This is a genomic window from Plantibacter sp. RU18 (genome assembly GCF_050613355.1).
GTDB lineage: Bacteria > Actinomycetota > Actinomycetes > Actinomycetales > Microbacteriaceae > Plantibacter.
Genome location: NZ_CP159618.1, coordinates 3258347 through 3280769 on the forward strand (window position 1 = coordinate 3258347; position 22423 = coordinate 3280769).

Sequence of the window (22423 nt, forward strand, 5' to 3'; positions counted from 1 at the left end):
GCGGACGAGTTCGTCTACGCGCTGATGTGCGCGCCCAGGGCCCACCGATATCCGGCGACCGTCGATGAGTCTACCGGAGCTCGGGAATGCGGACGGCTCGGCACGACGTTAGGTCCCTTGAGAAGGTGACAGACCTTGCGACGGTGACAGAGAGGCCGCACATGCGCATTGCAGAACTCGCGACACGAACGGGTGTTCCCGCGACCAGGCTCCGCTCCTATGAGGCGGAGGGCCTTCTGCACCCCGTCCGCGCGTCCGACGCCCCGGACGAGTACGAGCCGTCGGCCATCGACCACGTCGTCACGGTGGACAACCTCATCGACGCAGGTCTCACGACGAGGTTCGTCCGCGTGGTGCTCGACCTCGACGCCGACTCGGTCTCCGGACCCACGCGTGTCGTGCCCGACTGCTCGCGTGCAACGGCCGAGTCGTTGCACGCCCAGATCGCGTCGATCGACTCGCGGATCGACTGCCTGCAGCAGAGCCGCGAGAACGTGCGCGCATACCTGCAGCAGTCGTCGCACGCCGACCTCGTGGACGCAGAGGCGGCCCCGGCAGCCTGACCCGCGCACTGCCGGTAACCTGGGTCGGTGACCACGATCGACTCCCCCGCCGCCCAGCACGAGCACCCCGTCCACTGGGTGCTCTCCATCATCTGCGAGGACCGCCCCGGCATCGTCCACGCGGTCAGCGGGGCGATCGTGGAGGCCGAGGGGAACATCACCGAGAGCCAGCAGTTCTCAAGTGACGATACGGGTCGGTTCTTCATGCGACTCCAGGTGCAGGCCGCGGTCTCGCGCGAGCAGTTCGAAGCGGCCATCGCCCCCGTCGTCGAGCGGTATTCGCTCGAGTGGCGTCTCGACGTCGTCGGCCGTCCGCTCCGCACCCTGGTCCTCGCGTCCACGGCGGCGCACTGCGTCAACGACCTGTTGTTCCGTCAGCGTGCGGGTCAGCTCGCGGTCGAGATCCCCCTGGTGCTGAGCAACCATGGCTCGCTCCGCGACCTCGCGTCGTTCTACGGAGTGCCGTTCGAGTCGCTGCCCGTGACCGACGCCGCGTCCAAGGCTGCCTTCGAGGCGCGCGTGCTCGCCGCCGTCGAGGAGCACGACATCGAGCTCGTCGTCCTCGCCCGGTACATGCAGATCCTCTCCCCCGAGCTGTGTGAGCGTCTGGCCGGGCGGGCGATCAACATCCACCACTCCTTCCTGCCCGGCTTCAAGGGCGCGAACCCGTACAAGCAGGCGCACGCCCGTGGCGTGAAACTGATCGGCGCGACGGCCCACTTCGTGACGAGTGACCTCGACGAGGGTCCGATCATCGAGCAGAACGTCGTGCGCGTCGACCACTCGCGCTCTCCGGGTGAGCTCGTCGCCATCGGGCAGGACGAGGAGAGCCGCACGCTCACCCAGGCGGTGAAGTGGTTCTCCGAGGATCGAGTCCTCCTCGACGGGGCTCGCACCATCATCTTCCGCTGAGCGCACCGGGCGGGGCGCAGACACGACGAGGCCGTGACGGAGCAGACTCCGTCACGGCCTCGAGATGTCTCTCGTCAGTCCCGGGCGATCGAACGGCGCCTGGCGAGGAGCAGCAGCCCACCGACGGCGAGCAGCCCCACGGCGAACGGCGCGACGGCCATCACGGCGGCACCGGTTGCGGCCAGTGGCGGCGTCACCGGAGCCGGCCGCGTGTCGATCATCGTCGTGATCGAGGCGGTGACCTCGGTGCTCGTCTCGACGGCCTTCGCCGACACCTCGTCACCCTCGGGCGAGTCGTTCCCGATCCGGACCTCGCGGGGGGCGGTGCCGGTGGCGGTCGCCGTGAAGGCGAGCATGGCCTCGCTGACGTCCTCGACGCGGTGGTCGGGCATGACGCACAGGGCCACATCACCCGGCGCGAGCGAGACATCGTCTCTCGACCAGAACGACCAGCCGGCCGCATCATCCTCGGCCTCGCCGGCGACGACCTCGCATCCCGCGTGACCGCCGTGATCACCCTTGAGCTCCAGGGCGTCGAGGGTGACGTTTCCGGTGTTCGTGACCATGTAGCTCATCCGCACGGTCTCCCCCACGGTCACGGAACCGTCGCCAGCGGGTGCGATCTCGACGGCGTCGACGATCTCGATGCCGCCAATGCCGTCGATCAGATGCGTCGTCTCGGTGTCAGCCTCGACCGCGCCGGCGGAGCTGTCCGCCCGGACGGTGGCGCCCAGGTCGATCGAGCCTGCGTCGATCGTGTCCTGCGTCAGCACTACACCTCCGCCGCGCACATGACGGCTTCGCCTGGAGCGAGGACGGCGACGCACACCGCGCCGTCGAGTGACACCTCGGTGAGGGTGACGTTGCCCGCGTTCGTGATCGTCACGTGCTCCATGATCGCGTCGCCGACTGCCGGGATGTCGGAGGAGTCGCTCTCCGCCGACGTGACCAAGGACACGTCTGCCCGCTGTGCGATGTCGACGGAGACGGTCTTCCGATCCGTCACCGGCACGCCGCTCGGGCCGACACCGTTTGCGACGAGGCTGTAGCCGAGCGAGCCGCGGTCGATGTCGGCCTGCGTGAGGCGGCGGATCGCCGATTCGCAGTCCACGGTCTCACCGGGTGCCAGCGTGCCACTGGGGCACGCGATGGCGAGTTCCGGGCGTCCGTCCACCGCCACGGTGATCGCCGAGAGCGTCACGTTGCCCGAGTTGGTGATCGTCGAGGTGATCGTCGCCGACATGCCGGGCACGGCCTCACCGTCGATGATCGCCAGTGCCGCACCGAGCTGCACGGACGGAGCAGCAGCCTCGGTCGTCACGGACGCGATCGCGTCCGGAGCCGTGATTTCCGCTCCGCCGGCCCGAGCCGCGCCCGTCGCGGTGAAGAGGATCGAGCCGCGATCGACGTCGTCCTGCGTGACCCGGTACCTACCGGTGAGCTCGCACACCACGGACTCACCTGGAGCGAGTGACCCGGTCGTGCAGTCGGCGACGAGTTCCGGAAGAGCGGGGATCGATGCGGACACACCGACGATCGAGACGTTTCCTGCGTTCGTCCACTCGACGGAGAGCGTGATCCGGTCGCCGACGGCCGGGGCGGCGCCGTCAGCTGTGGATGCGGTGAGCTGGAGCCCGACGGCAGCGGCGGCCGGAGTCGTCGCCACGGACGGGTCGACGGCCTCCGACGCGACGGTCGCGCCAAGACGGGAGACGCCCGTCGCAGAGCCGGTGGCGCGGATGCTTCCGCGATCGAGGTCAGCCTGCGTCGCGGTGATCGGCGCGCTCCGGCACTCCGTGGATGCACCAGCAGCGAGCGTCGTCGCCGCACAGTTCGCTCCGTCGACGCTCACGCCGCTGACCGGCGCGTTCCCCGAGTTGACGACCTGGTACACGAACGTCACGGTCTCGCCGAGATCCGCGTAACCGTCTCCGTTGCCGGTCTCGATGACGCCGCTCGCCGCGATCTCGAGGGCGTTGCGCTCGCTCGCGAACGAGATCGGGGAGGCGGTCGGGTCGACGTCGAGCCCGACAATGCCGGACACCGAGGCACCACCGATCTCGTAGTCACCGCCGGTGAGCGAGACGAGCTGCACCGTGATCGTGCACTCGGCGTCGCCCGTGCGGAGCTCGCCGGTCGCGATGATCCCACCGTCGTCCGCGGTGACGACAGCATTCGCGCAGGAGGTCTGCTCGGAACCCGCGACGATGTCCAGACCATCGGGCAGGACCTGCTCGAACGCCCACCCCCTGCTTCTTACCGAGGTCCGCCGTGTTGGTCACGGTGAAGGAGACCGTGACTGGATCGCCAGCGACACCATCGCCACCGCTGACCGAAGTCGACAACGCCGGCGTCGAGTCGTACACCGCGAGGTTGTCGACCGCACCGTCGTTGCCAGCACCGCTGCCCTGAGCGTTCCGCATGACGACGCCGAACTCGGTCCCGGCGAAGAGGATGCCGCCGTCGGAGACGAAGGTCCCACCGCGGGTCCTGCCGCTCTCGAACATGTTCTCGCCCGGGCTCACACAGGGGTCGATCGGCTCGGTCGAGATCGGCACTTCGACGCCGTCGTCGTCAAAGAAGAAGTTGAGGAGCGGGTGGGCGACGTGACAGGAGGTGGCCACCGCGTCGACGCCGAAGGAGATGAAGCGTTCCCCACTCCCGAGGGAGAGCGAATCGACCGTCCGAAGCTGAACCTGGCTCGGCGCGGTGTTGCCATCCGTGTACGCACTGACGGCATGGTTCTGCTGAGGGTCGGTCGCGCCGCCGATCGTTCCGAGCACGCTCGCCAAGCCGAGGAGCGGACTGCACAGCGCGGAGACCGTCGCTTCGGCGCTGAGGACGATGCCGTTGCACCTCCCCATGTCCAGCCAGAAGGCGTCTGCGGTGTACCGTTCGCCGGTCTCTGACACGTAGTCACTCAGCGAGGTCGCGGCGCTACCCACACCGTTCTCGAACGTCTCACGGAAGACGAGCCTGGGCTGCACGAGGTCGGCGGCCGGCGCCAAGTCGGCAGACGCCGGGGCCTGCGACGCGGAGGCGTTCGCGGCGGGGCCGGGGAACCCTGCCACGAGGGTCGCAGAACCGACACCGAACGCGAGCGCCGAGGCGGCGAAGCGTCTCAGGCTGCGGTGAGCTGCAGGATTGTGCACGAGGGAACTCCAAGGATCGGCTGCTGAAGCGCAGCGGTGAAGCGGTCGAGTCTGGGAACCAGTTCTCGACGACATAAATTTCACATCAACATATACCAGGTTCGCACCGGGCTACGCCGCCCTTCCCCCGCAGCGCGCCGTAGAATCGTGTGGTGTCTGAACGAACTCCCGCCGACGTGAAGATCGGCCCCAACGAGATCCTCCGGTTCTTCCTCGAACTCTTCGCGTTCTTCTCCCTGGGATTCTGGGGCGTGATGGCTTGGCCATTCCCCTGGAACGTCGTGATCGGCATCGCGGCTCCGCTTGTGGCCATCGTCCTCTGGGCGCTGTTCCTCTCGCCCCGCGCGGTCATCCGCATCGACCTCTACGGGCGCACGGTGGTCGAACTCGTCATCTTCGGCGCTGCGGCGCTCGCCTGGTGGAACCTCGGCCAACCTGTGATCGGCGCCGTGTTCGCCGTCATCGCGGTCGTCAGCGGCGTCGTCAGCGGCCGGAAGCAGATCGCATGAGCGCCCTCCTGATCCACTCTGCGACGAAGGTGGACGTCGACGGCCAGCTCGACGCCTTCTGGTTCCACGCGGTCGACGGCGTGATCGTCACGACCGGCACCGGCGAGCAGTGGCGCTCGATCGACCTCGAACCCGACACCGTCGTACGTGACGCAGCTGGCGGCCATCTCACGCCCGGTTTCATCGACCTCCACGTCCACGGCGGCGGCGGCGCAGCCTTCGACGACGGTCCGGCAGCGATCCTGCAGGCCCTCGCCGTGCACCGCGCGCACGGCACGACGCGCTCCCTCATCAGCCTCGTCTCGAACCCCGTCGACGCGCTCGTCGCAAGCCTCGACGGCATCGCGGAACTCGTCTCGCAGGACCAGCTCGTCCTCGGTGCCCACCTCGAGGGCCCGTTCCTGTCGCCGGTCAAGAAGGGCGCGCACGATGTCACCGCGCTCATCGAGCCGACGCCGGCCATCGTCGAGCGCCTCATCGACGCCAGCCGCGGCACGCTCCGCCAGATCACGATCGCGCCGGAGCTGCCGAACGCGCTCGAAGCGATCCAGGTCCTGGTCGAGGCCGGCGTCGTCGTCGCGGTCGGCCACACCGACGCCGACGAAGCGCTCACGAAGACCGCGTTCGACACCGGCGCCCGCCTCGTCACCCACGTCTTCAATGCCATGAACGGCATCCATCACCGGGCACCGGGTCCCATCGTCGCGTCCTTCGCCGATGAACGCGTCACGGTCGAGCTCATCCTCGACGGCGAGCACGTGCACCCGGATGTGGCGAAGCTCGTCTTCGAGCAGGCTCCCGGCCGCGTCGCGCTCATCACCGACGCGATGGCCGCCGCAGGATCCGCCGACGGCCGCTACCTGCTCGGTTCCCTCGAGGTCGAGGTCACGGACGGCCTCGCACGACTCGTCGACGGCGACTCGATCGCCGGATCGACGCTGACGCTGGACCGAGCGCTGCGACTCGCGATCGAGAGCGGCATCCCCGCACCCAGCGCGGTCGCCGCCATGACCAGCACCCCGGCCCGCGTCCTCGACCTCGGACACCGCTTCGGACGGCTCGCCGCGGGCCACGCGGCCGACGCCGTCCTCCTCGACCACCACTGGAATGTGCAGGCCGTCTGGGCCGACGGAACCGAACTCGCCCGATGACCACCCCGACCGTGCTCGATGCGCTCCGCGACGCACTCGGGGACGCCGTTTCGACGGACGCCGCCGTCCTCATGGCAGCGCGCTCCGACAAGTCCGGCCATCTCTCGGACGCGGCCCCGATCGCCGTCGTCTCAGCACGAACCATCGAGGACGTCCAGACGGTCATGCGCATCGCCACCACCTCGGGCACGCCGGTCGTCACTCGCGGCGCCGGAACTGGCCTGGCGGGCGGCGCGCTGGGTGGCGCCGGCGAGATCGTGCTGTCGACCCTCGCGATGACGCGTGTGCTGGAGATCAACGAACCCGACCTCCTCGCGGTGGTCGAGCCCGGAATCATCAACGGCGACTTCAACGAGATGCTGCTCGCTCGCGGCCTGTGGTTCGCTCCCGACCCCGCGAGCCGCGCCATCTCCACGGTGGGCGGCAACATCGCGACCGGCGCGGGCGGACTCCTGTGCGCCAAGTACGGCGTGACCCGCGAAGCGGTCCTCGCTCTCAAGGTCGTGCTGGCGGACGGGCGCCTGATCAGTGTCGGGCACCGCAGCGTCAAGGGCGTGACCGGGCTCGACCTCACGAGCCTCATGGTCGGCTCAGAGGGCGTCCTCGGCGTGATCGTCGAGGCCACCGTGCGCATCCGCCGGATCACGCCGGGGACCGTCGCGACGGTCGCGGCGTACTTCCCGAGCGTCGTCGCGGCGGCGTCAGCCACCGCGGCCGTGACCGCGTCGGGTGTCCAGCCGTCGATCATGGAGCTGCTCGACCCGGTCGCGCTCGTCGCCGTGCACCGGTACCTGCAGCTGCCGACGCCGACGTCCGGTGAGGCGCACGTCGTCATCCAGACCGACGGCTCGAACTCCGAAGCCGAGGCGGCCGCGATCGTCGAGGTCCTGCGCGCCTGGGGAGGTCGTGCCGAGATGTCGACGGACCACGTCGTCGGCGAACACCTGCTGGCCGTCCGACGGGCGTTGCACCCGTCGCTTGAGCAGTTCGGTACGCCGCTCATCGAGGACGTCTCCGTGCCACGCAGTCAGCTCGCCGCGATGTTCGCTGAGATCGGCGCGATCGAGCGACGCTACGGCATCACCATCCCGACGGTCGCGCACGCGGGCGACGGCAATCTGCACCCGAACTTCGTGTTCGAGGGAACAGAGGTGCCCGATCTGATCTGGCAGGCGGCCGACGAGCTCTTCACGACGGCGCTTCGGCTCGGGGGCACGCTCACCGGCGAGCACGGGATCGGCCTGCTCAAGAAGCGTTGGCTCGGGGACGAGCTCGGCGCGGACCAGCTCGAGCTGCAGCACGGGATCAAGCGCCTCTTCGACCCGGAGAACCTGCTGAACCCGGGCAAGGTCTTCTAGCGCGCCCCTCGACAAGCTCGGCAGACGGACTCCGTTCACCGAGCTTGTCGAGGTGCCACTACACGAGCGCCGCTTGGCGGGCGACGACCTGCGCGAGCACCGCGGCCGACAGGGGGTGTTCCGGTGCGAGCCCGGTGACCTCTTCGACGAAGGTCTCGGCACTCAGCTCGTGGAGCTTCGCCTGCAACTGGACGCTCTGCTCGTCGTCGCTCACGTCGAACTCCAGAGCCGCACCGATTGCAGCGACGAGTGCGTCATGCGGCAGACCGCGCTCCGCGAGCTCGGCCGCCGGACCGATGAACCGCTCGGTGCGGCTGAGCTTACGCAGCGGCTGACGACCGACGCGCTCCACCGTGTCGGGCAGGTGCACGTTCGCGAAGCGACGCAGGATCGTCTCGCGGTACTCGCGCTGGGCGTCGACGTCGAGCCCGTGCTTGGCAACGAGCAACGCCGAGGTCTCTTCGAGCACCGCCCGCACGGCCGTCGCGATCGACGGTTCGGCGAGCGCCTCCGCGATCGTGCCGATACCCGCGCGCGTCCCGAAGTACGCGACCGAGGCGTGGCCGGTGTTCACCGTGAAGAGCTTGCGCTCGATGTACGGTGCGAGCTCCTCGACGAAGTGCGCGCCGGGGATCGACGGCAGCACTCCCGCGAACGCCGGGGTCTCGATGGCCCACTCGAAGAAGGTCTCGACGGTAACGTCGATGCCCTGACCCTCGGGTTGCCCGGGGACGATGCGGTCGACCGCGGTGTTCGCGAACACCGCACGGCTCGCGAGTTCCTCCCATGCGAGCTCGCCGACGGCCTGGCGGACCTCATTGGCGAGGAGGTCCGTCGCGTTGATCGCGTTCTCGCACGCCATGACGGCGAGCGGGGCTGCGCCCACTGGTCGTGCAGCGATGCCTCGTGCGATGACGGGCGCGACGAAACGCAGGATCGTCGGACCCACAGCGGTCGTGACGATGTCGGCCGCCGCGATCTCGGCGACGAGCGCGTCCTCGTCGGTGGCGCTGTTGATCGCGCGGAACCCCGTCACGACGGTGTCCTTCGCGCCGTCGCCCACCTCGTGGACGGTGTAGCTGTCTGCTGCGGCGATCGCTCCGATGAGCTCGGCGTTGACATCGGCGAAGACGACCTCGTAGCCGCCCTCGTGGAGCAGCAGTCCGACGAAGCCGCGCCCGATGTTGCCGGCGCCGAAGTGGACGGCCTGCATCAGTCGTTGACCTCGCTCAGGAGGGCGAACAGCTCTTCGGCCGTTCCGGCGGCGAGCAGCTTCGCGACCTCATCGTCCTCGGAGAAGATGATGGCGATCTTCGACAGGATCTCGAGGTGTCCCCCGTCCTTCCCCGCGATACCGATCACGAATCGGACTTCCTCGCCCGCCCAGTCGATGGGGGTCTCGTAGCGCGTCACGGACAGTGCGGAGGCCAGCACGGCCTCCTTGGCGTCGTTCGTGCCGTGCGGGATCGCGAGGAAGTTGCCCATGTAGGTCGAGACCGACTGCTCGCGGGCGAGCATCGCCTCGAAGTACTCGTCAGTGACGGCGCCTGCGGCTTCGAGCGCGTCGGCGGCGGTCCGGATGGCCTCCTCCTGCGTCACCGTCCCCGTGACGATGGTGATCCGGTCCTGGGTCAGTACCTGCGACATGTCTTCCTCTGCATTCCTCGTGGTGGGGCCCCGCCTGGAAGGGCGACGGCCCGGTGAAGGGTGGTGGGTGATGCCCCGGTGGCGTGCACCCCTCGTGCACGCCGCCGGGTTCGGTTCCGTTGCTAGTGTGCTCCCTCTTCGCGCAGCAACTCCACCACTTCGTCGTACTTCGGAGAGTTCATGAAGTTGTCGACCGACATGTGTACGGCACTCGGGGTCTTCTCCTTCGCGCGCTCGGTCAGCTCGCGCTGGGTGATCACGAGATCGATGTCGTCGCTGAGGTTCGCGATCGCCTTGTTGGTGACCGTGATCTCATCGATCCCGGCCTTCTTGATCTTGTTCCGGAGGACCGAGGCGCCCATGGCACTCGAACCCATCCCCGCGTCGCAAGCGAACACGATGTTGCGGATCGGGCCGCGCTCGAGCGTCGCGACGAGGCCCTCGTCGACGACATCGGCACCACCGGTGGCACTTCCGGCGGACAGGTTGCCGAGCACGCTCGACTTCTTGCCCTTTGCGGCCTCGGTCGCTGCGACGGCGGCCGACAGGTCACCGGCGTTCTCGCTCTCGAGGTCGCGCTTGCGGCTCGCCCGCAGGATGATCGCGGAGATCGCGAACGACACGGCTGCCGCGACGATGACCGAGAGGATCACGCCGACGTAGCTGTCCGGAGCCGTCTGGATGAGGACGGCGATGATGCTTCCCGGCGATGCCGGAGCTCGCAGGCCGGTGTTGAACGCGACGTTCGTCGCGACACCCGCCATACCGCCACCGATGGCGGCGAGGACGAGCATCGGCTTCATGAGCACGTAGGGGAAGTAGATCTCGTGGATCCCACCGAAGAACTGGATGATGACGGCGCCCGGTGCCGACGCTTTCGCCAGGCCGATGCCGAAGAAGCAGAATGCGAGCAGGATGCCGAGACCCGGGCCGGGGTTGGCCTCGAGCAGGAACAGGATCGACTTGCCGGTCTCCTTGGACTGCTGCACACCGAGCGGGGTGAGCACACCGTGGTTGATGGCGTTGTTGAGGAAGAGGATCTTGCCCGGTTCGATGAAGATGCTGGCGATCGGCAGGAGCGAGTTCGCCACGAGCCAGTCGACGATGCCTTCGAGGAAGCTGCTGAGCGCGGTGACGATGGGTGCGATGCCGAAGAAGCCACCGATGGCCAGCAGCGCGCCGAGGATGCCGGCGGAGAAGTTGTTCACGAGCATCTCGAAGCCGGCCTTGATCTTGCCGTCCCAGAGGCGGTCGACCTGCTTCATGAGCCATGCGGCGAGCGGGCCCATGATCATCGCACCGATGAACATCGGGATCGCGCTGCCGACGATGACGCCCATGGTGGCGATGGAGGCGACGACGCCACCGCGCTCACCGTAGATCATCCGACCGCCGGTGTTCGCGATGAGCAGCGGCAGCAGGTACGTGATCATCGGGCCGACGAGGCCGACGTACTGCGGGAAGGTGGTGCCGTCGTCCGCCTGCGCGAGTGCGGTCGCCGCGCCCTGCCAGCCGATGAGGTCCGCGTTGCCGAAGCCGCCGAGGATGCCGTTGGGCAGCCAGCCGGTGGCGATGAAGAAGGCCGTGATGAGGCCCCAGGCGATGAACGCTGCGATGTTCGGCATGACCATGCCGGAGAGGAAGGTACCGAATCGCTGAACGCCGACTCGTGCACCTCCCGGCTTCTTGGGGACAGACGTCGTTGTCATGATGTTGCCTCTTTCATTTCGGGAGTCGTTGCAGCGGTGGCCGCTGCTCTGGCTTCGGCCGCACCATCGGCGGCCAGCGCTGCCGCGGCGATGCGGCGAGCATCGTCGAGCGTGTACTGCTGGAGTGAGTGACGGACGTCGGCGAGCGCCGACGGTGACATGGAGAGGGTGGTGGCGCCGAGCCCGACGAGGACGACGGCGAGGAGCGGGTCGGCTGCTGCTTCACCGCAGATGCCGACGGGCTTGCCGTGGTGCACGCCGGCGTCGCCGACGAGCTGCACGAGGCGGAGGACCGCCGGGTGCCACGGGTCCTGGAACGCACCGACCGAGCCGAGCAGACGGTCAGCGGCGAGGGTGTACTGGGTGAGGTCGTTCGTGCCGATCGACGCGAACCCGGCGTGCTCGAGGACACGGTCGGCGAGCAGTGCGCTCGATGGCACCTCCACCATCACGCCAGGTGTCTTCAGCCCGTACTCCGCGGCGATCGCCATGAAGTACTTCGTCTCCTCGACGGTCGACACCATCGGCGCCATGACCCAGAGGTCGGCGTTCGTCGCGGCGTCGGCCTGTGCGAGCGCGGTGAGCTGCTCGCGCAGGATGTCCTCGCTCGCACGCAGGGCGCGGAGCCCGCGCAGCCCGAGCGCAGGGTTGTCCTCGTGGGCGTCGTTGAGGAAGGCGAGCGGCTTGTCGGCGCCGGCGTCGAGGACGCGCACGACGACCTTCTTGCCGGGGAACGCGTTCAGCAGCTTCTCGTAATGCCCGCGCTGCTGTTCGACGGTCGGCGCGAGCGCCTGGTCGAGGAACAGGAACTCGGTCCGGAAGAGGCCGACACCCTCTGCACCGAGCTCGGCCGCCTCCGCGGCGTGCTCGGCTGAACCCAGGTTCGCAAGCAGCGGGATCGAGGTGCCGTCGGCCAGGGCGCCCGGTACGACGGGTGCGTTCACGAGGGCGAGTCGGTCCGCGATACGCTGCTCGGTCGCCGCGACGAGTGCCGCAGTCGGGTCGGCGGTGACCGAGCCGGCAGCGGCATCGACGACGAGCGTCGTGCCGTCCGTCAGCGCGGCTGCTCCGACGACGCCGACGATGGCGACGATCGACTTCTCGCGGGCGAGGATCGCGGTGTGCGAGGTCGGGCCGCCGTCGCTCGTGACGAGACCGAGCACCATGTCCATGTCGAGCAGCGCGGTGTCGGCTGGTGCGAGGTCGCGTGCGACGAGGATGAATGGGTGCCCGGGAGACGGGACACCGGGAGCCGGAACACCCAGGAGGTTCGCGATGACCCGCTGGGAGACGTCGTCGAGGTCGGCGGCACGCTCGCCCAGATAGCCGCCCATCGCCGCGAGCTGGTCACGGAACGAGGCGAACGCCGCGTAGACGGCCCATTCAGCCGTCTTGCCGTCAGCGAGGCGGCTCGCGATCTCCTCCGCGAGCGTCGGGTCCTCGGCCATCATCGCCTGCGCTTCGAGCACGTCGCGTGCGGAGCCACCGGCTTCGAGTCCACGGGCTTCCAGCTCACGTGCGACGGCGGCGAGCGAGGTGTTCGCGCGCTCGGTCTCGGTCGCGACATCGAGCGTGCTGGCGACGTCGGCGGGGGCGGGCAGCGGGTCGGCCATGCGGGCGACGGGGCCGACGGCGACACCCTGCCCGATGCCGATGCCCTGGAGCGCTGCCACCGTGCTACTGCTCGTCATGGTCGGTCACCAGGAGCTCGGAGAGGGTGTCGAGCGTGCCCTCGACCTGCGCACCATCACCCTCGACGGCCAGCGTGACGTAGTCGCCGTGCTCGACGGCGAGCGCGATGACGCCGAGGATGCTGGCAGCGTTGACCGCCTTGCCACTGCCCTTGGCGATCGTGACCGCATTTCCGGAGTCCTTGGCTGCCTGCGTGAACAGCTTCGCCGGCCTGGCGTGCAGGCCGTGCGAGGAGCCGATGCGGACGGTACGAGTTGCCATGGGGTTACCTCCTGGTTGGTGACTGGATCGAGAGGGCGAGGTCGAGGGCGCGTTCTCCGCCGTCGACACCGAAGATGTCGGCCGGCAGCACGGCCACTGCGGTGCCGTCCGGTGTGGCCACGGCGCGCAGCGCGTCTTCGTGGTCTGCCAGGTGGGCTCCGATGAGCAGGACGTCGACGCCGTCGAGGGCACTGGTGCCGGCAAGGATCTGGGATTCGGCACCGGCATCGACGGAGACCTCGATGCCGCGGTCGGCTGCGGCACGCCGGAGGCGTTGTGCCATGAACGTGCTGGACGCGCCCGCGCCGCAAATCACCAGGATCCTCATTGAACCTTCTCCAGAAGTGCCGACTGCTTACCGCACCATCTTTCCGTCAGGGCCTCCCGACCACCACCACAAGCTCTTCCGCCCGGGCGGAAAGGTCGCCGAACGGCCGCAGGCGGGTGCGGAAGATGGTTGACTCGGTGGAGCGGTTCGTCCGGATCGCAGGAACACGCACCGGCAGGAGGGGCATCGTGGCACGCGAGAAGCACGACCGCATGCTCGGTTACCTCGCCCGTCGTGACTCGTGGACCACTGCGACCGAGATCGCCGAAGTGCTCGGGGTCACCCCGCGCAGCGTCCGCAGCTACGTCACCGCCGTCAACACGCGGACGGCTCCGCACGACGTCGTCGAGTCCGGACCGAACGGCTACCGACTGAACGCGGACGGGTATGCGGTCTACAAGCGGCGGGCGGCATCGGCGTTCGAGTCAGAGACGCCGAGGGACCGCTTGTACGGGCTCGTCCGGTTGCTCATCAGCACGCCTCGCGGCATCGACGTCCATGAGACCGCGCAGAGTCTGCACGTGAGCGAGTCGACGATCGAGGGAGACCTCGGGCGCGTCCGCTCCCTGCTCGCCGACACGACACTCACCCTCGACCGCTCCGGTGCGACCGTGCGGATGACGGGTGGCGAGACCGAGCGCCGACGCCTGCTGAGCCGGATGTTCCGTGATGAGACCGATCGCGGCATCGTCGAGCTGGACGCCCTCCAGCGGGCGTTCGCGCCGAACGAGTTCAGCCCGTTCAAGGGCGAACTGCTCGACGCACTGACTGCACGGGGCTACTTCGTCAACGAATACGGCATTGCGAACGTGCTCCTCCACATCGCGATCGCGATCGACCGGGTCACGAAGGACCGACCGGCGGAGTCCGCAGAGCACACCCCGCACACGCCGGAGGTCGAGGCAGTCTCCGAAGACCTTGCGAGACTCGTCGACGCCCACTTCCAAGTCACCCTCGGCGAAGGCGACCTCGTCTACCTGAGCTACCTGCTCGTCACTCGCGTCGTGACCCCCGGCAGCGGAAAGACCGCCGAAGCGCTCGTCGACGACTACGTCAACGCGGCCGACCTCGCCGCGGTCCGGGAGGCGGTGGCGCGAGCCGGGCGCGAGTACCTCGTCGACCTGTCCGACGAGGACTTCATCGTGCGACTCACGCTGCACGTGCAGAACCTCATCCGTCGTGCCCAGGACCAGTCGTACTCGCGCAACCCGCTCACTCGCTCGATCAAGACCTCCTATCCGATGATCTACGAGCTCGCGGTGTACATCGCGAGTCAGTTGCAGCGGCACGGCTCGATCATCATCAACGACGACGAGATCGCGTACATCGCCATGCACGTCGGCGCGCAGCTGGAGCAGAAGGCCCGCAAGGAGGCACTCCTCGGCTGCACGATCGTCTCTGCCGGCTACTACGACATGCACGAGGTCCTCCGCGGCCGCGTCGAATCGCAGCTGGGCGACGTGCTCGACGTGCGGAGCGTGATCACCCGGACGGACGTCGACTGGTCCGCGATCGACACCGACCTCGTGCTCACCACGATCGAGCCACCTGCGCCCGCCGACGGCATCGTGGTCATCCAGCCGTTCCTCACCGCTGCCGACGCGGAGCGGGTCCGTGCCGCGGTCAGCCGGGTGCGGCGCTCGTCGCGGCTGTCGGAGATCAAGGACGAGCTGCTCCAGTACTTCCATCCCGAGCTGTTCGTCCGAAACGCGGCCGCTGCCGACGAGGAGGCGATGATCCGTCTCCTCGGAGAGCGGATGATCGAACGCGGCATCATCGACGAGAGCTATCTGACGGCTGCGATCGAACGCGAACGGATGTCATCGACGGCGTTCACCGACACACTGGCCGTCCCCCACGCGATGTCGATGACCGCTCACTCCACGGCGATCGCGATCGCGGTCAACGAGACGCCGATGGAGTGGGGCGGCGCCCGTGTGAGCGTCGTCGCGCTCGTCGCATTCAGCGAGTCGGGTCGTGCGGCGTTCCAGACGGTCTTCGACCAGTTCGTCGAGGTGTTCTCCGAACGGGCCAGCGTGGCGCGCATCATCCGCCGTTCCGACGATTTCACCGGGTTCCTCGACGAACTGGTGCACGTCATCGACGACTGAGTCCACGGCGGGGCTCGGCGAACGGCACGACCATCGCGGAGAGCGGCTCGTTCGCCGAGCGCCTCGACGGATCTAGACGTGCTCGGACACCATCACCGCGGTCGTGCCCGGTTCGAGAGCATCGAACAGGTGCGGCACATCGCCTGCGTGCGACAGGTAGTCGCCGGGGCCGAGCTCGACCTCCTCGCCGACCGGGCCGACCAGCGCTCTGCCGGTGCTGATCACCCAGTGCTCCACGACGCCCGGCATATGCGGCTCGGAGCGCCGGGGTTCGCCCGGTTCGACCACGATGCGGTAGATGTCACGGCGCGCGTTCGGCGGGCACGCGGACAGGACGGTGGCGGTGTAGTCGGAACCGGATGCGGCGAGCGCCGGCCCCTCCCCCGCCCTGATGACCTGAACTGGTCGTTTCACCGGCTCGACGAGCCTGGCGAACGGCACGTCGAGGGTCAGGCTCAACGACCACAGGGTCTCGAGACTCGGGTTTCCGGACCCCGACTCCAACTGCGAGAGGGTCGACTTCGCGATACCGGCTCGTCTGGCGACCTCGGCGAGGGAGAGGCCGGCGCGCACCCGTTCCCGGGTCAGCGCTGCGGCGACGGCGGCGTGCGGTGCTCCGTCGGCGGGTGGGGTATGCGTCATTTGTTCGCTCCAGCGGCATGATCGTTCGATTTGACGAACGGTGATGTTTCGTTCACTATAGTGTACGTGCGTTCGGTATGGAGGTCTCTCGGGAGCGCGACCATGCGCGCCATCGTGCTCGTGTGCCTCGCCGACGGCCTCGTCGGGATCTCCTACGGCGCCGTCGCGGTCAACGCCGGCATCGAGCCCTGGGTCATCCTCGCGCTCACGCTCCTGGTGCTCGCCGGGGCATCCGAGATCCTGTTCGTCGGGATCGTCGCCGCGGGCGGCAGTCCCCTCACTGCGGCGTTCGCCGGACTCCTCGTCAATGCCAGACACCTGCCGTTCGGGCTCGCGATCCACGAGGTGATCGGTACCGGATGGCGGCGAGTCCTCGGAACCCATCTCATGAACGACGAATCGGTTGTCTTCGCCCTCGACCAGGACGCACTCGCCCGGAAGCGCGCCGCGTTCTGGGCCTGCGGGCTCGGCATCCTGCTGTGCTGGCCGGTCGGAGCGGCGATCGGCGTCTTCGCCGGTTCGGTGATCGAGGACACCGACGCCTTCGGGCTCGACGCGATGTTCCCGGCGGTCCTGCTCGCGCTCGTGTTCCCCGCGCTGCGGGTGAAGCGCACGCGACGCGCCGCCCTCGCCGGTGCGGTCATCGCCGTCGTCGCAACGCCGTTCCTGCCGTCGGGCGTGCCCGTGCTCCTCGCCCTGGTCGGGCTGCTCTTCGGCCTCGGACGGACGAAGCCGACCGGAACGGAGACGGCCTCATGAACCAACCGATGCTCATCCTCGCCGGAATCGTCGTCCTGGCGGTCGGCACCTACGCCTTCCGATTGGCGGGGCCTCTCCTGCGCACGCGCGCCGAGGTGTCCGAGCGAGTCGAGGCGCTCCTGGCCGACGCCGCCATCGTCCTACTCATGGCCGTGCTCACCACGACGGCGCTCAGCCAGGACCAGCAGTTCGCCGGGTTCGCCCGCGTGGCCGGCGTGCTCGTCGCCGCGGTGCTCGCCTGGCGACGGGCGCCGTTCGTCGTGATCGTCCTCGCCGCGGCGGTCACGACCGCGCTGCTCAGACTCGCCGGCGTCGCGTGACCGTCTTGAACGTCACACCAACGGCACGTCTACAGGCTCAGTGAGCGAGAGATCCTCGGTCACTGAGCTTGTCGACGTGCGTCAGATGCCCTGCCAGGCGGGCTTGTTCGCGTACGCGTAGCGGTAGTAGTCCGCGTGCTGCAGCTGCGATGCCGCCGCCTCGTCGACGACGACGGTCGCGCGGGGGTGCAACTGCACGGCCGAGCCGGGAAGGCTCGCCGAGAGTGGTCCCTCGAGCGCTGCGGCGATGGCCGCCGCCTTCCCCTCCCCGAACGCGAGCAGCACCAGGTGGCGAGCACGCAGGATCGTTCCGAGTCCCTGCGTGATGCAGTGCATCGGGACGTCGTCGATGGAGTCGAAGAACCGCGCGTTGTCCTTGCGCGTCTGCTCGGTGAGGGTCTTCACGCGGGTCAGCGAGGCGAACGACGAACCCGGCTCGTTGAAGCCGATGTGCCCGTCCGTGCCGATGCCGAGGAGCTGCAGGTCGACACCACCGGCGGCCTCGATGGCCGCCTCGTAATCGGCACCGGCGTGCTGGATCGTCTCGGAGGCTCCGTTCGGCACCTGGATCCGCTCGGGCACGAGACCGACAGGCTCGACGACCTCGCGGGTGATCACCGAACGGTAGGACTCGGGGTGCCCTGCCGGCAGCCCCACGTACTCGTCCAGCGCGAATCCTCGCACCCGGGACAACTCGAGCGACCCCGCGCGAGCGGCGAGCGCCTCGTACACCGGGAGCGGAGTGGAGCCGGTCGCGAGACCGAGCACCGCGTCGGGCTTCGCCGCGATCAGGGAGGCGATGGCCTCGGCGACGAGCGTGCCTGCGGCACCTGGATCCTTCATGATCACGACTTCAGCCATATGACAATTCTCCTCTACCGACGAGTGCTGCTCCGACCGCCGCGACGGGAGATCCCATCGGCACGAGACGCACCCGCTGTTCCAGTTGCAACGACGCGACAAAGCGAGAGCCCATGGCGGATTCGGTCAGGGCCTCGCGGATGACGACGAGCAATCGCTCGCCGAGTGCGGTCAGTCCTCCCCCGAGGACGATCTCGTCGGCATCGACGGCGAGGGTCAGGATGCGGATCGCAGCTGCCGCCCCGTGGCCGAGTCGCGCGCGAAGGGCGAGTGCGCGCTCGTCGCCGGCGTCGGCACGGTCGAACATCTCGAGCACCGGCAGAGCCGCACCACCGCCCCAAGCGGCGCCGACTGGTCCGCCTGCCGCCATGGTCTCGACGCAGCCTCGCTGCCCGCAGCTGCAGCGCTCACCACGCGGATCGACCGAGATGTGCCCGACCTCACCGGCGATGCCGCTCGAACCACGCCACAGGCGGCCGTCCGCGACGATCCCGGCCGCGACCCCGGTCCCGAGGTTCAGGTACGCCATCGTGCCCGCACCGTCGAGCAGTTGCCAGGCTCCGAGCGCAGCGGCCTTGACGTCGTTCTCCACGGTGACGAGCACGCCGAGGCGCTGCTCGAGGATGGAACCGAGCTCCAGCTCCTCGACCGCGAGGTTCACGGCGTGTGTGACGCGCCCGCTCCCCGGCACAACCAGCCCGGGGATACCGACACCGACCGACGCGAACGACGCGATCGGTGCATCGATGGCCGCGGAGAGTCGTCGGACGGCCTCGACCGCGGTGTCGATCACCGCATCCGGACCCATCCCCGTCGCCAGCCTGAGCCGATGGAGCAACGCGCCGTCGTCCGTGACGACCACGGCATCCGTCTTCGTCCCGCCGATGTCCAGCCCGATCCTCACGCGAGCACGCTCACGCTGATCCACTGCGGGCTGGCGGTGCGTCCTGCGACCATCAACCCTTGACCGCCCCGCTGACGAGCCCACTGGTCAGACGCCCCTGCACGATGAGGAAGAAGGCGATGACGGGGACGGCGACGAGCGCGGAGGCTGCCATGACCTGCCCCCAGTCGATGGCCCGCGTGGAGCTCTGCTGCACGAACCCGCGCAACCAGAGCGGGAGCGTCTCGGAGGACTGGTCCATGAGCACGAGGGCGATCGTGAACTCGTTCCAGCACTGGAGGAACGCGTAGACGCCGGACGCCACGAGACCGGGAGCGAGCAGCGGGAACGTGATGCGCAGGAACGCCTGCGTCCGACTCAGCCCGTCGACCATGGCCGCCTCTTCGAGCTCGATCGGCACGCCGGCCACGAATCCGCGCAGCATCCACACCGTGAACGGCACGATCGCTGCGATGTACAGGAGGCTGAGCCCGATGATGCTGCCCTTCAGCCCGAGCGTCGACATCATCTTGTACTGCGCGATGAAGAGCCCCTCCGCCGGAAGCATCTGCACGACCAGGACGGCGAGCACGAACGAGGTACGTCCTCTGAACCGGAATCGGCTGATGGCGATCGAGGCGAGGAACGCGAAGATGAGGCAGCAGAACACCGCCGTCAGTGTGACGCCGACGCTGATGCCGAGTGCGCTGAAGAAGGTGCCGTCCGCGATGGCCGCCCGGAAGTTGCCGAGGGAGGCCTCGACCGGGAAGAAGGTCGGTGTGAACGACTCGAGGTAACTCTTCGGCAGGAGCGCCGAGTTGATCATCCAGTAGACCGGGAAGACCCAGATCACGGCGATGACGACGGCGAGTGCCCCGAGAAGCGTCTTGCCGACGCGTCGGCGTGAGCGCCCCGGCCGGGAGTCGCGAGGGGCGCGAGGTGGCGACTGCTCGACCTGTGCGCGGTCGAGCGGCGCCTCCGGTGCGATGAGGGCTGCGGTCATGACTGCTTGTCCTCCTTGAGGAGACTGCGGATGTAGAACCAGCTGAGGGCGATCGTGAGGGCGAGGACGAACAGCGCCATCGCCGATCCCTGACCGAAGTCCAGTCCCGCAACGCCGGACTTGTAGATGTACGTTCCGAGCAGGTCGAAGTCGGCGCTGCGCGAGCCGGCATCCTGCAGGATCGTGATCTGGGTGAACACGCGGAGGTCCCAGATGAGCTGCAGGAGGAGCACGATCGCGATCACCGGGCGGATGGTCGGGAAGATGATGCTGCGGAAGCGCTGCCAGCCTGCCGCGCCATCGAGCGCTGCGGCTTCGAGGACCTCCTCGGACACCTGCGTGAGCGCCGCATACGCGGAGAACGCGACGAACGGCACGGACATCCAGATGATGATGACGCTCGCGACGATGAAGAAGGTCGAGGGCGTACCGAGCCAGTCGAAGCGGTTCATGTCGACGCCGGGGATCAGGTCGAGCAGGTAGTTGACTGCACCGCGGCGGCGGTCGAACAGCCAGATCCAGACGGTGGTGGCAGCGACGACGGGCATAGCCCAGGCGAGGAGCAGCCCGATCTGCAGTGTCAGTCGGGAGGCCTTGCCGATCGCGGTCATGAGCAAGGCGAGCAGCATGCCGATCACGAGCGTGATGGCCGCCGTGACGACGCAGAAGACGATCGAGCGGATCGCGACGCCCCAGAATTCGGGGCTCGTCGCGACGGCGATGTAGTTGTCGAGGCCGACGAACGGCGGGGCCTGGCCACCGAGCTGCTGCATGGCCCCGTACTTCTGGAACGAGGTGACGACCTGCCAGATGACGGGGTACCCGAGGCCGAAGAGCAGGATCCCGATGGCCGGGATGAGGAACATGTAGGGCGCGAACGCCTTGCGCCGACGGTTGGTCGCCGCGGTGCGGGTGATGGCGGCTCGCGGCGTGCGCTGCAGCGTCGAGGTCACGATCGTCCTCCGTTTCTGGGGGTGGGGCTCCCGGCCGTCGTCGAGACGACGGCCGGGAGGGGTTGAGGACTAGCCGTTGATGATCTTGTCGATCTTCTCGTCGTACTCCTTGGCGAGGGCCTTGATGTCGCCACCTGCGGCGACCTTGCCGAAGAACTCCTCGAGGTAGGACTTGCCCTCCACGGCAGCCCAGCCCGGTGCGGCCGGCGTCAGCTTCGAGTGCAGCGCGGAGTCGATGAGTGCGGTCGCGAACTGGTCGTCGCCGAGCGAGGAGACCTCGTCGGTGTTGGCGGGTCCGAGACCGTTCTTGCCGAGCATCTGCTGGTATTCGGAGGAGAACACGATGCGCAGGAGCTCCTTGGCCCCGGCCTGCTTCGTGCTCGTCTTCGAGATGGCGAGGTTCGAGCCACCGGCGAAGACCGGGGCGGGCTTGCCGTCGTTGCCGGGCAGCGGGAAGACGCCGAAGGTGGCGTCGTTCCACGTACGGGTCTCGACCGGAGCACCGTTGGCGTCGAGCACCACCTGGCCGGCGTCGTCGACCTTGTCGCCCGTGAAGTCACCGACCGACCAGTGCGCCCAACCGGGGGCGATCATGGTCGCGGCCTCAGGCGCTGCGCCGTCGCGGTCGTTGTTGATGTTGACCCACGGGGTGCTGTCCTTCTCCGTGACCGGAGCGTTGGACGCATCGGAGAACACCTGCTGGAACTGCTCGAGCCCCTTCACGGTCTTGGCGTCGGACAGGGACGACTTCCAGGTGTCACCGTCCTTCGTCGCGAGCTCGCCGCCGTTGGCGAAGATCCAGGACACACCGTTGCGCCAGTCCTCGCCGCCCAGGTAGAAGCCGGACTGCGAGGAGGTCTTCAGCACGGCGACGTCGTCGTTGAATTCGTCGAGCGTGGTCGGGACGGTGAGTCCCGCGGCGTCCCAGATGTCCTTGCGGTAGGTGATGTAGCGGGAGCCGAAGTAGTACGGCAGTGCGTACTGCTTGCCGTCCACCTCGCCGACCTCGACGAAGGACTTCAGCAGCTTGTCGCCGCCCAGGTCGTCGTAGATCGGGCTGAGGTCGGTGAAGGAGCCGGCGTTGGTGAACGTCGGAGACCAGGTGTTGCCGATCTCGGTGACGTCGGGGGTGTTCTTCGCGTCGGGCAGCTGGTTGGTCAGCTTGGTGAGCGCATCGCCCCAGCTCTGCTCCTCGATCGTGAGGGTACCGCCGGTGGCCGCCTTGTATTCGCTGATCAGGTAGTCGCGGAGTTCCTGCGGGGTGTCGCCGCCCATCACCCAGAAGGTGATGTCCTGGCCCTTGGCGCCTGCTGCGTCGAAGCCGCTTGCGGCCTCTCCCCCTGCGGCGCCGCTCGAGCAGCCGGCGAGGGCGATGGCGGACGCGGTGATCAGCGCGAGGGCGCCGAGCTTGCTCTTCATCATGGGTGCTTCCTTGTGTCTCGATGCCGTGACGGCGTGCCGGTTGGCCTGCCTCTGTGGTGCGGTGCATGGTCAAACGAGGTGGCGGGACGCGGTGCGGAGTTCCGACACCTCGTCGTGTCGATAGTTTGTTAGTAAACCTTACGAACAAATCCACCGCAAGTCCGGACCTCGTTTTCCGGCAGAGATT

The 22423-nt window shown here is 68.2% G+C and carries 24 protein-coding genes; 9 read left to right on the top strand and 15 right to left on the bottom strand.

What is annotated here, in order from left to right; translation table 11 throughout:
• Window positions 1-161 precede the first annotated feature (161 nt).
• Window positions 162-563, top strand: coding sequence for a MerR family transcriptional regulator (locus ABMA10_RS15665; RefSeq protein WP_347868610.1), 402 nt, complete (start codon window positions 162-164; stop codon window positions 561-563).
• A gap of 36 nt (window positions 564-599) precedes the next feature.
• A complete protein-coding gene (gene purU / locus ABMA10_RS15670) occupies window positions 600-1475 on the top strand; it encodes a formyltetrahydrofolate deformylase (RefSeq protein ID WP_347868671.1) in 876 nt (291 codons plus the stop codon).
• Window positions 1476-1549: 74 nt separating this feature from the next.
• On the opposite strand, the gene ABMA10_RS15675 is transcribed toward purU, so the two are convergent.
• From ABMA10_RS15675 to ABMA10_RS15685, 3 genes are read right to left on the bottom strand one after another with little or no spacing between them, the layout of a single operon-like run.
• Complete coding sequence (locus tag ABMA10_RS15675) at window positions 1550-2248, bottom strand: DUF7507 domain-containing protein (protein WP_347868611.1); 699 nt, start codon at window positions 2246-2248, stop codon at window positions 1550-1552.
• Complete coding sequence (locus tag ABMA10_RS15680; protein WP_431030674.1) at window positions 2248-3570, bottom strand: DUF7507 domain-containing protein; 1323 nt, start codon at window positions 3568-3570, stop codon at window positions 2248-2250. The genes ABMA10_RS15675 and ABMA10_RS15680 overlap by 1 nt, the downstream gene beginning before the upstream one ends.
• Complete coding sequence (locus ABMA10_RS15685; protein WP_431030675.1) at window positions 3542-4627, bottom strand: hypothetical protein; 1086 nt, start codon at window positions 4625-4627, stop codon at window positions 3542-3544. Before ABMA10_RS15685 ends, ABMA10_RS15680 begins: the two co-directional genes overlap by 29 nt.
• Before the next feature lie 152 nt (window positions 4628-4779).
• Here ABMA10_RS15685 and ABMA10_RS15690 point away from each other — a divergent pair, with 152 nt between their 5' ends.
• Genes ABMA10_RS15690 through ABMA10_RS15700 form a run of 3 tightly spaced genes read left to right on the top strand, consistent with a single transcriptional unit; the run spans window position 4780 to window position 7645 of the window.
• On the top strand, window positions 4780-5136 hold the full coding sequence (locus ABMA10_RS15690) for a YrdB family protein (RefSeq protein WP_347868613.1): 357 nt from the start codon (window positions 4780-4782) through the stop codon (window positions 5134-5136).
• Window positions 5133-6287, top strand: coding sequence for an N-acetylglucosamine-6-phosphate deacetylase (nagA, locus tag ABMA10_RS15695; protein WP_347868614.1), 1155 nt, complete (start codon window positions 5133-5135; stop codon window positions 6285-6287). The genes ABMA10_RS15690 and nagA overlap by 4 nt, the downstream gene beginning before the upstream one ends.
• On the top strand, window positions 6284-7645 hold the full coding sequence (locus tag ABMA10_RS15700; protein WP_347868615.1) for an FAD-binding oxidoreductase: 1362 nt from the start codon (window positions 6284-6286) through the stop codon (window positions 7643-7645). Before nagA ends, ABMA10_RS15700 begins: the two co-directional genes overlap by 4 nt.
• A 58-nt stretch (window positions 7646-7703) precedes the next feature.
• Here ABMA10_RS15700 and ABMA10_RS15705 read toward each other — a convergent pair whose 3' ends face one another.
• The 6 genes from ABMA10_RS15705 to ABMA10_RS15730 form a co-directional block, all read right to left on the bottom strand.
• Complete coding sequence (locus ABMA10_RS15705) at window positions 7704-8858, bottom strand: mannitol-1-phosphate 5-dehydrogenase (RefSeq protein ID WP_347868616.1); 1155 nt, start codon at window positions 8856-8858, stop codon at window positions 7704-7706.
• Window positions 8858-9292, bottom strand: coding sequence for a PTS sugar transporter subunit IIA (locus ABMA10_RS15710; protein ID WP_347868617.1), 435 nt, complete (start codon window positions 9290-9292; stop codon window positions 8858-8860). The genes ABMA10_RS15705 and ABMA10_RS15710 overlap by 1 nt, the downstream gene beginning before the upstream one ends.
• A 122-nt stretch (window positions 9293-9414) precedes the next feature.
• Window positions 9415-11001, bottom strand: coding sequence for a PTS mannitol transporter subunit IICB (locus ABMA10_RS15715; RefSeq protein ID WP_431030676.1), 1587 nt, complete (start codon window positions 10999-11001; stop codon window positions 9415-9417).
• On the bottom strand, window positions 10998-12692 hold the full coding sequence (gene ptsP, locus ABMA10_RS15720) for a phosphoenolpyruvate--protein phosphotransferase (RefSeq protein WP_347868619.1): 1695 nt from the start codon (window positions 12690-12692) through the stop codon (window positions 10998-11000). The genes ABMA10_RS15715 and ptsP overlap by 4 nt, the downstream gene beginning before the upstream one ends.
• Window positions 12679-12954, bottom strand: a complete 276-nt coding sequence (locus ABMA10_RS15725; RefSeq protein WP_347868620.1) for an HPr family phosphocarrier protein — start codon at window positions 12952-12954, stop codon at window positions 12679-12681. The genes ptsP and ABMA10_RS15725 overlap by 14 nt, the downstream gene beginning before the upstream one ends.
• Before the next feature lie 4 nt (window positions 12955-12958).
• Entirely contained in the window at window positions 12959-13237 is a 279-nt protein-coding gene (locus ABMA10_RS15730; RefSeq protein WP_347868621.1) for a PTS sugar transporter subunit IIB, read from the bottom strand.
• Here ABMA10_RS15730 and ABMA10_RS15735 point away from each other — a divergent pair.
• Both ABMA10_RS15735 and ABMA10_RS15740 read left to right on the top strand, forming a co-directional pair.
• A complete protein-coding gene (locus ABMA10_RS15735; protein ID WP_347868622.1) occupies window positions 13236-13415 on the top strand; it encodes a hypothetical protein in 180 nt (59 codons plus the stop codon). The genes ABMA10_RS15730 and ABMA10_RS15735 overlap by 2 nt on opposite strands.
• A 55-nt stretch (window positions 13416-13470) precedes the next feature.
• Window positions 13471-15393 carry a BglG family transcription antiterminator gene (locus ABMA10_RS15740; protein ID WP_347868623.1) on the top strand — a complete coding sequence of 641 codons (1923 nt, stop codon included), beginning with the start codon at window positions 13471-13473 and terminating at the stop codon, window positions 15391-15393.
• Window positions 15394-15465: 72 nt separating this feature from the next.
• Here ABMA10_RS15740 and ABMA10_RS15745 read toward each other — a convergent pair whose 3' ends face one another.
• Window positions 15466-16035, bottom strand: a complete 570-nt coding sequence (locus ABMA10_RS15745) for a helix-turn-helix domain-containing protein (protein ID WP_347868624.1) — start codon at window positions 16033-16035, stop codon at window positions 15466-15468.
• A 102-nt stretch (window positions 16036-16137) separates the two neighbouring features.
• Between ABMA10_RS15745 and ABMA10_RS15750 the strand changes: the two genes are divergently transcribed.
• Window positions 16138-16794, top strand: a complete 657-nt coding sequence (locus tag ABMA10_RS15750) for an AzlC family ABC transporter permease (protein ID WP_347868625.1) — start codon at window positions 16138-16140, stop codon at window positions 16792-16794.
• Entirely contained in the window at window positions 16791-17114 is a 324-nt protein-coding gene (locus ABMA10_RS15755; protein WP_347868626.1) for an AzlD domain-containing protein, read from the top strand. The genes ABMA10_RS15750 and ABMA10_RS15755 overlap by 4 nt, the downstream gene beginning before the upstream one ends.
• A gap of 81 nt (window positions 17115-17195) precedes the next feature.
• Here the strand turns inward: ABMA10_RS15755 and ABMA10_RS15760 are convergent, their stop codons facing one another.
• The 5 genes from ABMA10_RS15760 to ABMA10_RS15780 form a co-directional block, all read right to left on the bottom strand.
• Complete coding sequence (locus ABMA10_RS15760; protein WP_347868627.1) at window positions 17196-17975, bottom strand: glucosamine-6-phosphate deaminase; 780 nt, start codon at window positions 17973-17975, stop codon at window positions 17196-17198.
• Window positions 17968-18879, bottom strand: a complete 912-nt coding sequence (locus ABMA10_RS15765) for an ROK family protein (RefSeq protein ID WP_347868628.1) — start codon at window positions 18877-18879, stop codon at window positions 17968-17970. The genes ABMA10_RS15760 and ABMA10_RS15765 overlap by 8 nt, the downstream gene beginning before the upstream one ends.
• A 52-nt stretch (window positions 18880-18931) precedes the next feature.
• A complete protein-coding gene (locus tag ABMA10_RS15770) occupies window positions 18932-19861 on the bottom strand; it encodes a carbohydrate ABC transporter permease (protein WP_347868629.1) in 930 nt (309 codons plus the stop codon).
• A complete protein-coding gene (locus ABMA10_RS15775; protein WP_347868630.1) occupies window positions 19858-20814 on the bottom strand; it encodes a carbohydrate ABC transporter permease in 957 nt (318 codons plus the stop codon). Before ABMA10_RS15775 ends, ABMA10_RS15770 begins: the two co-directional genes overlap by 4 nt.
• 69 nt (window positions 20815-20883) lie before the next feature.
• Window positions 20884-22236 carry an extracellular solute-binding protein gene (locus ABMA10_RS15780; protein WP_431030677.1) on the bottom strand — a complete coding sequence of 451 codons (1353 nt, stop codon included), beginning with the start codon at window positions 22234-22236 and terminating at the stop codon, window positions 20884-20886.
• Window positions 22237-22423 lie beyond the last annotated feature (187 nt).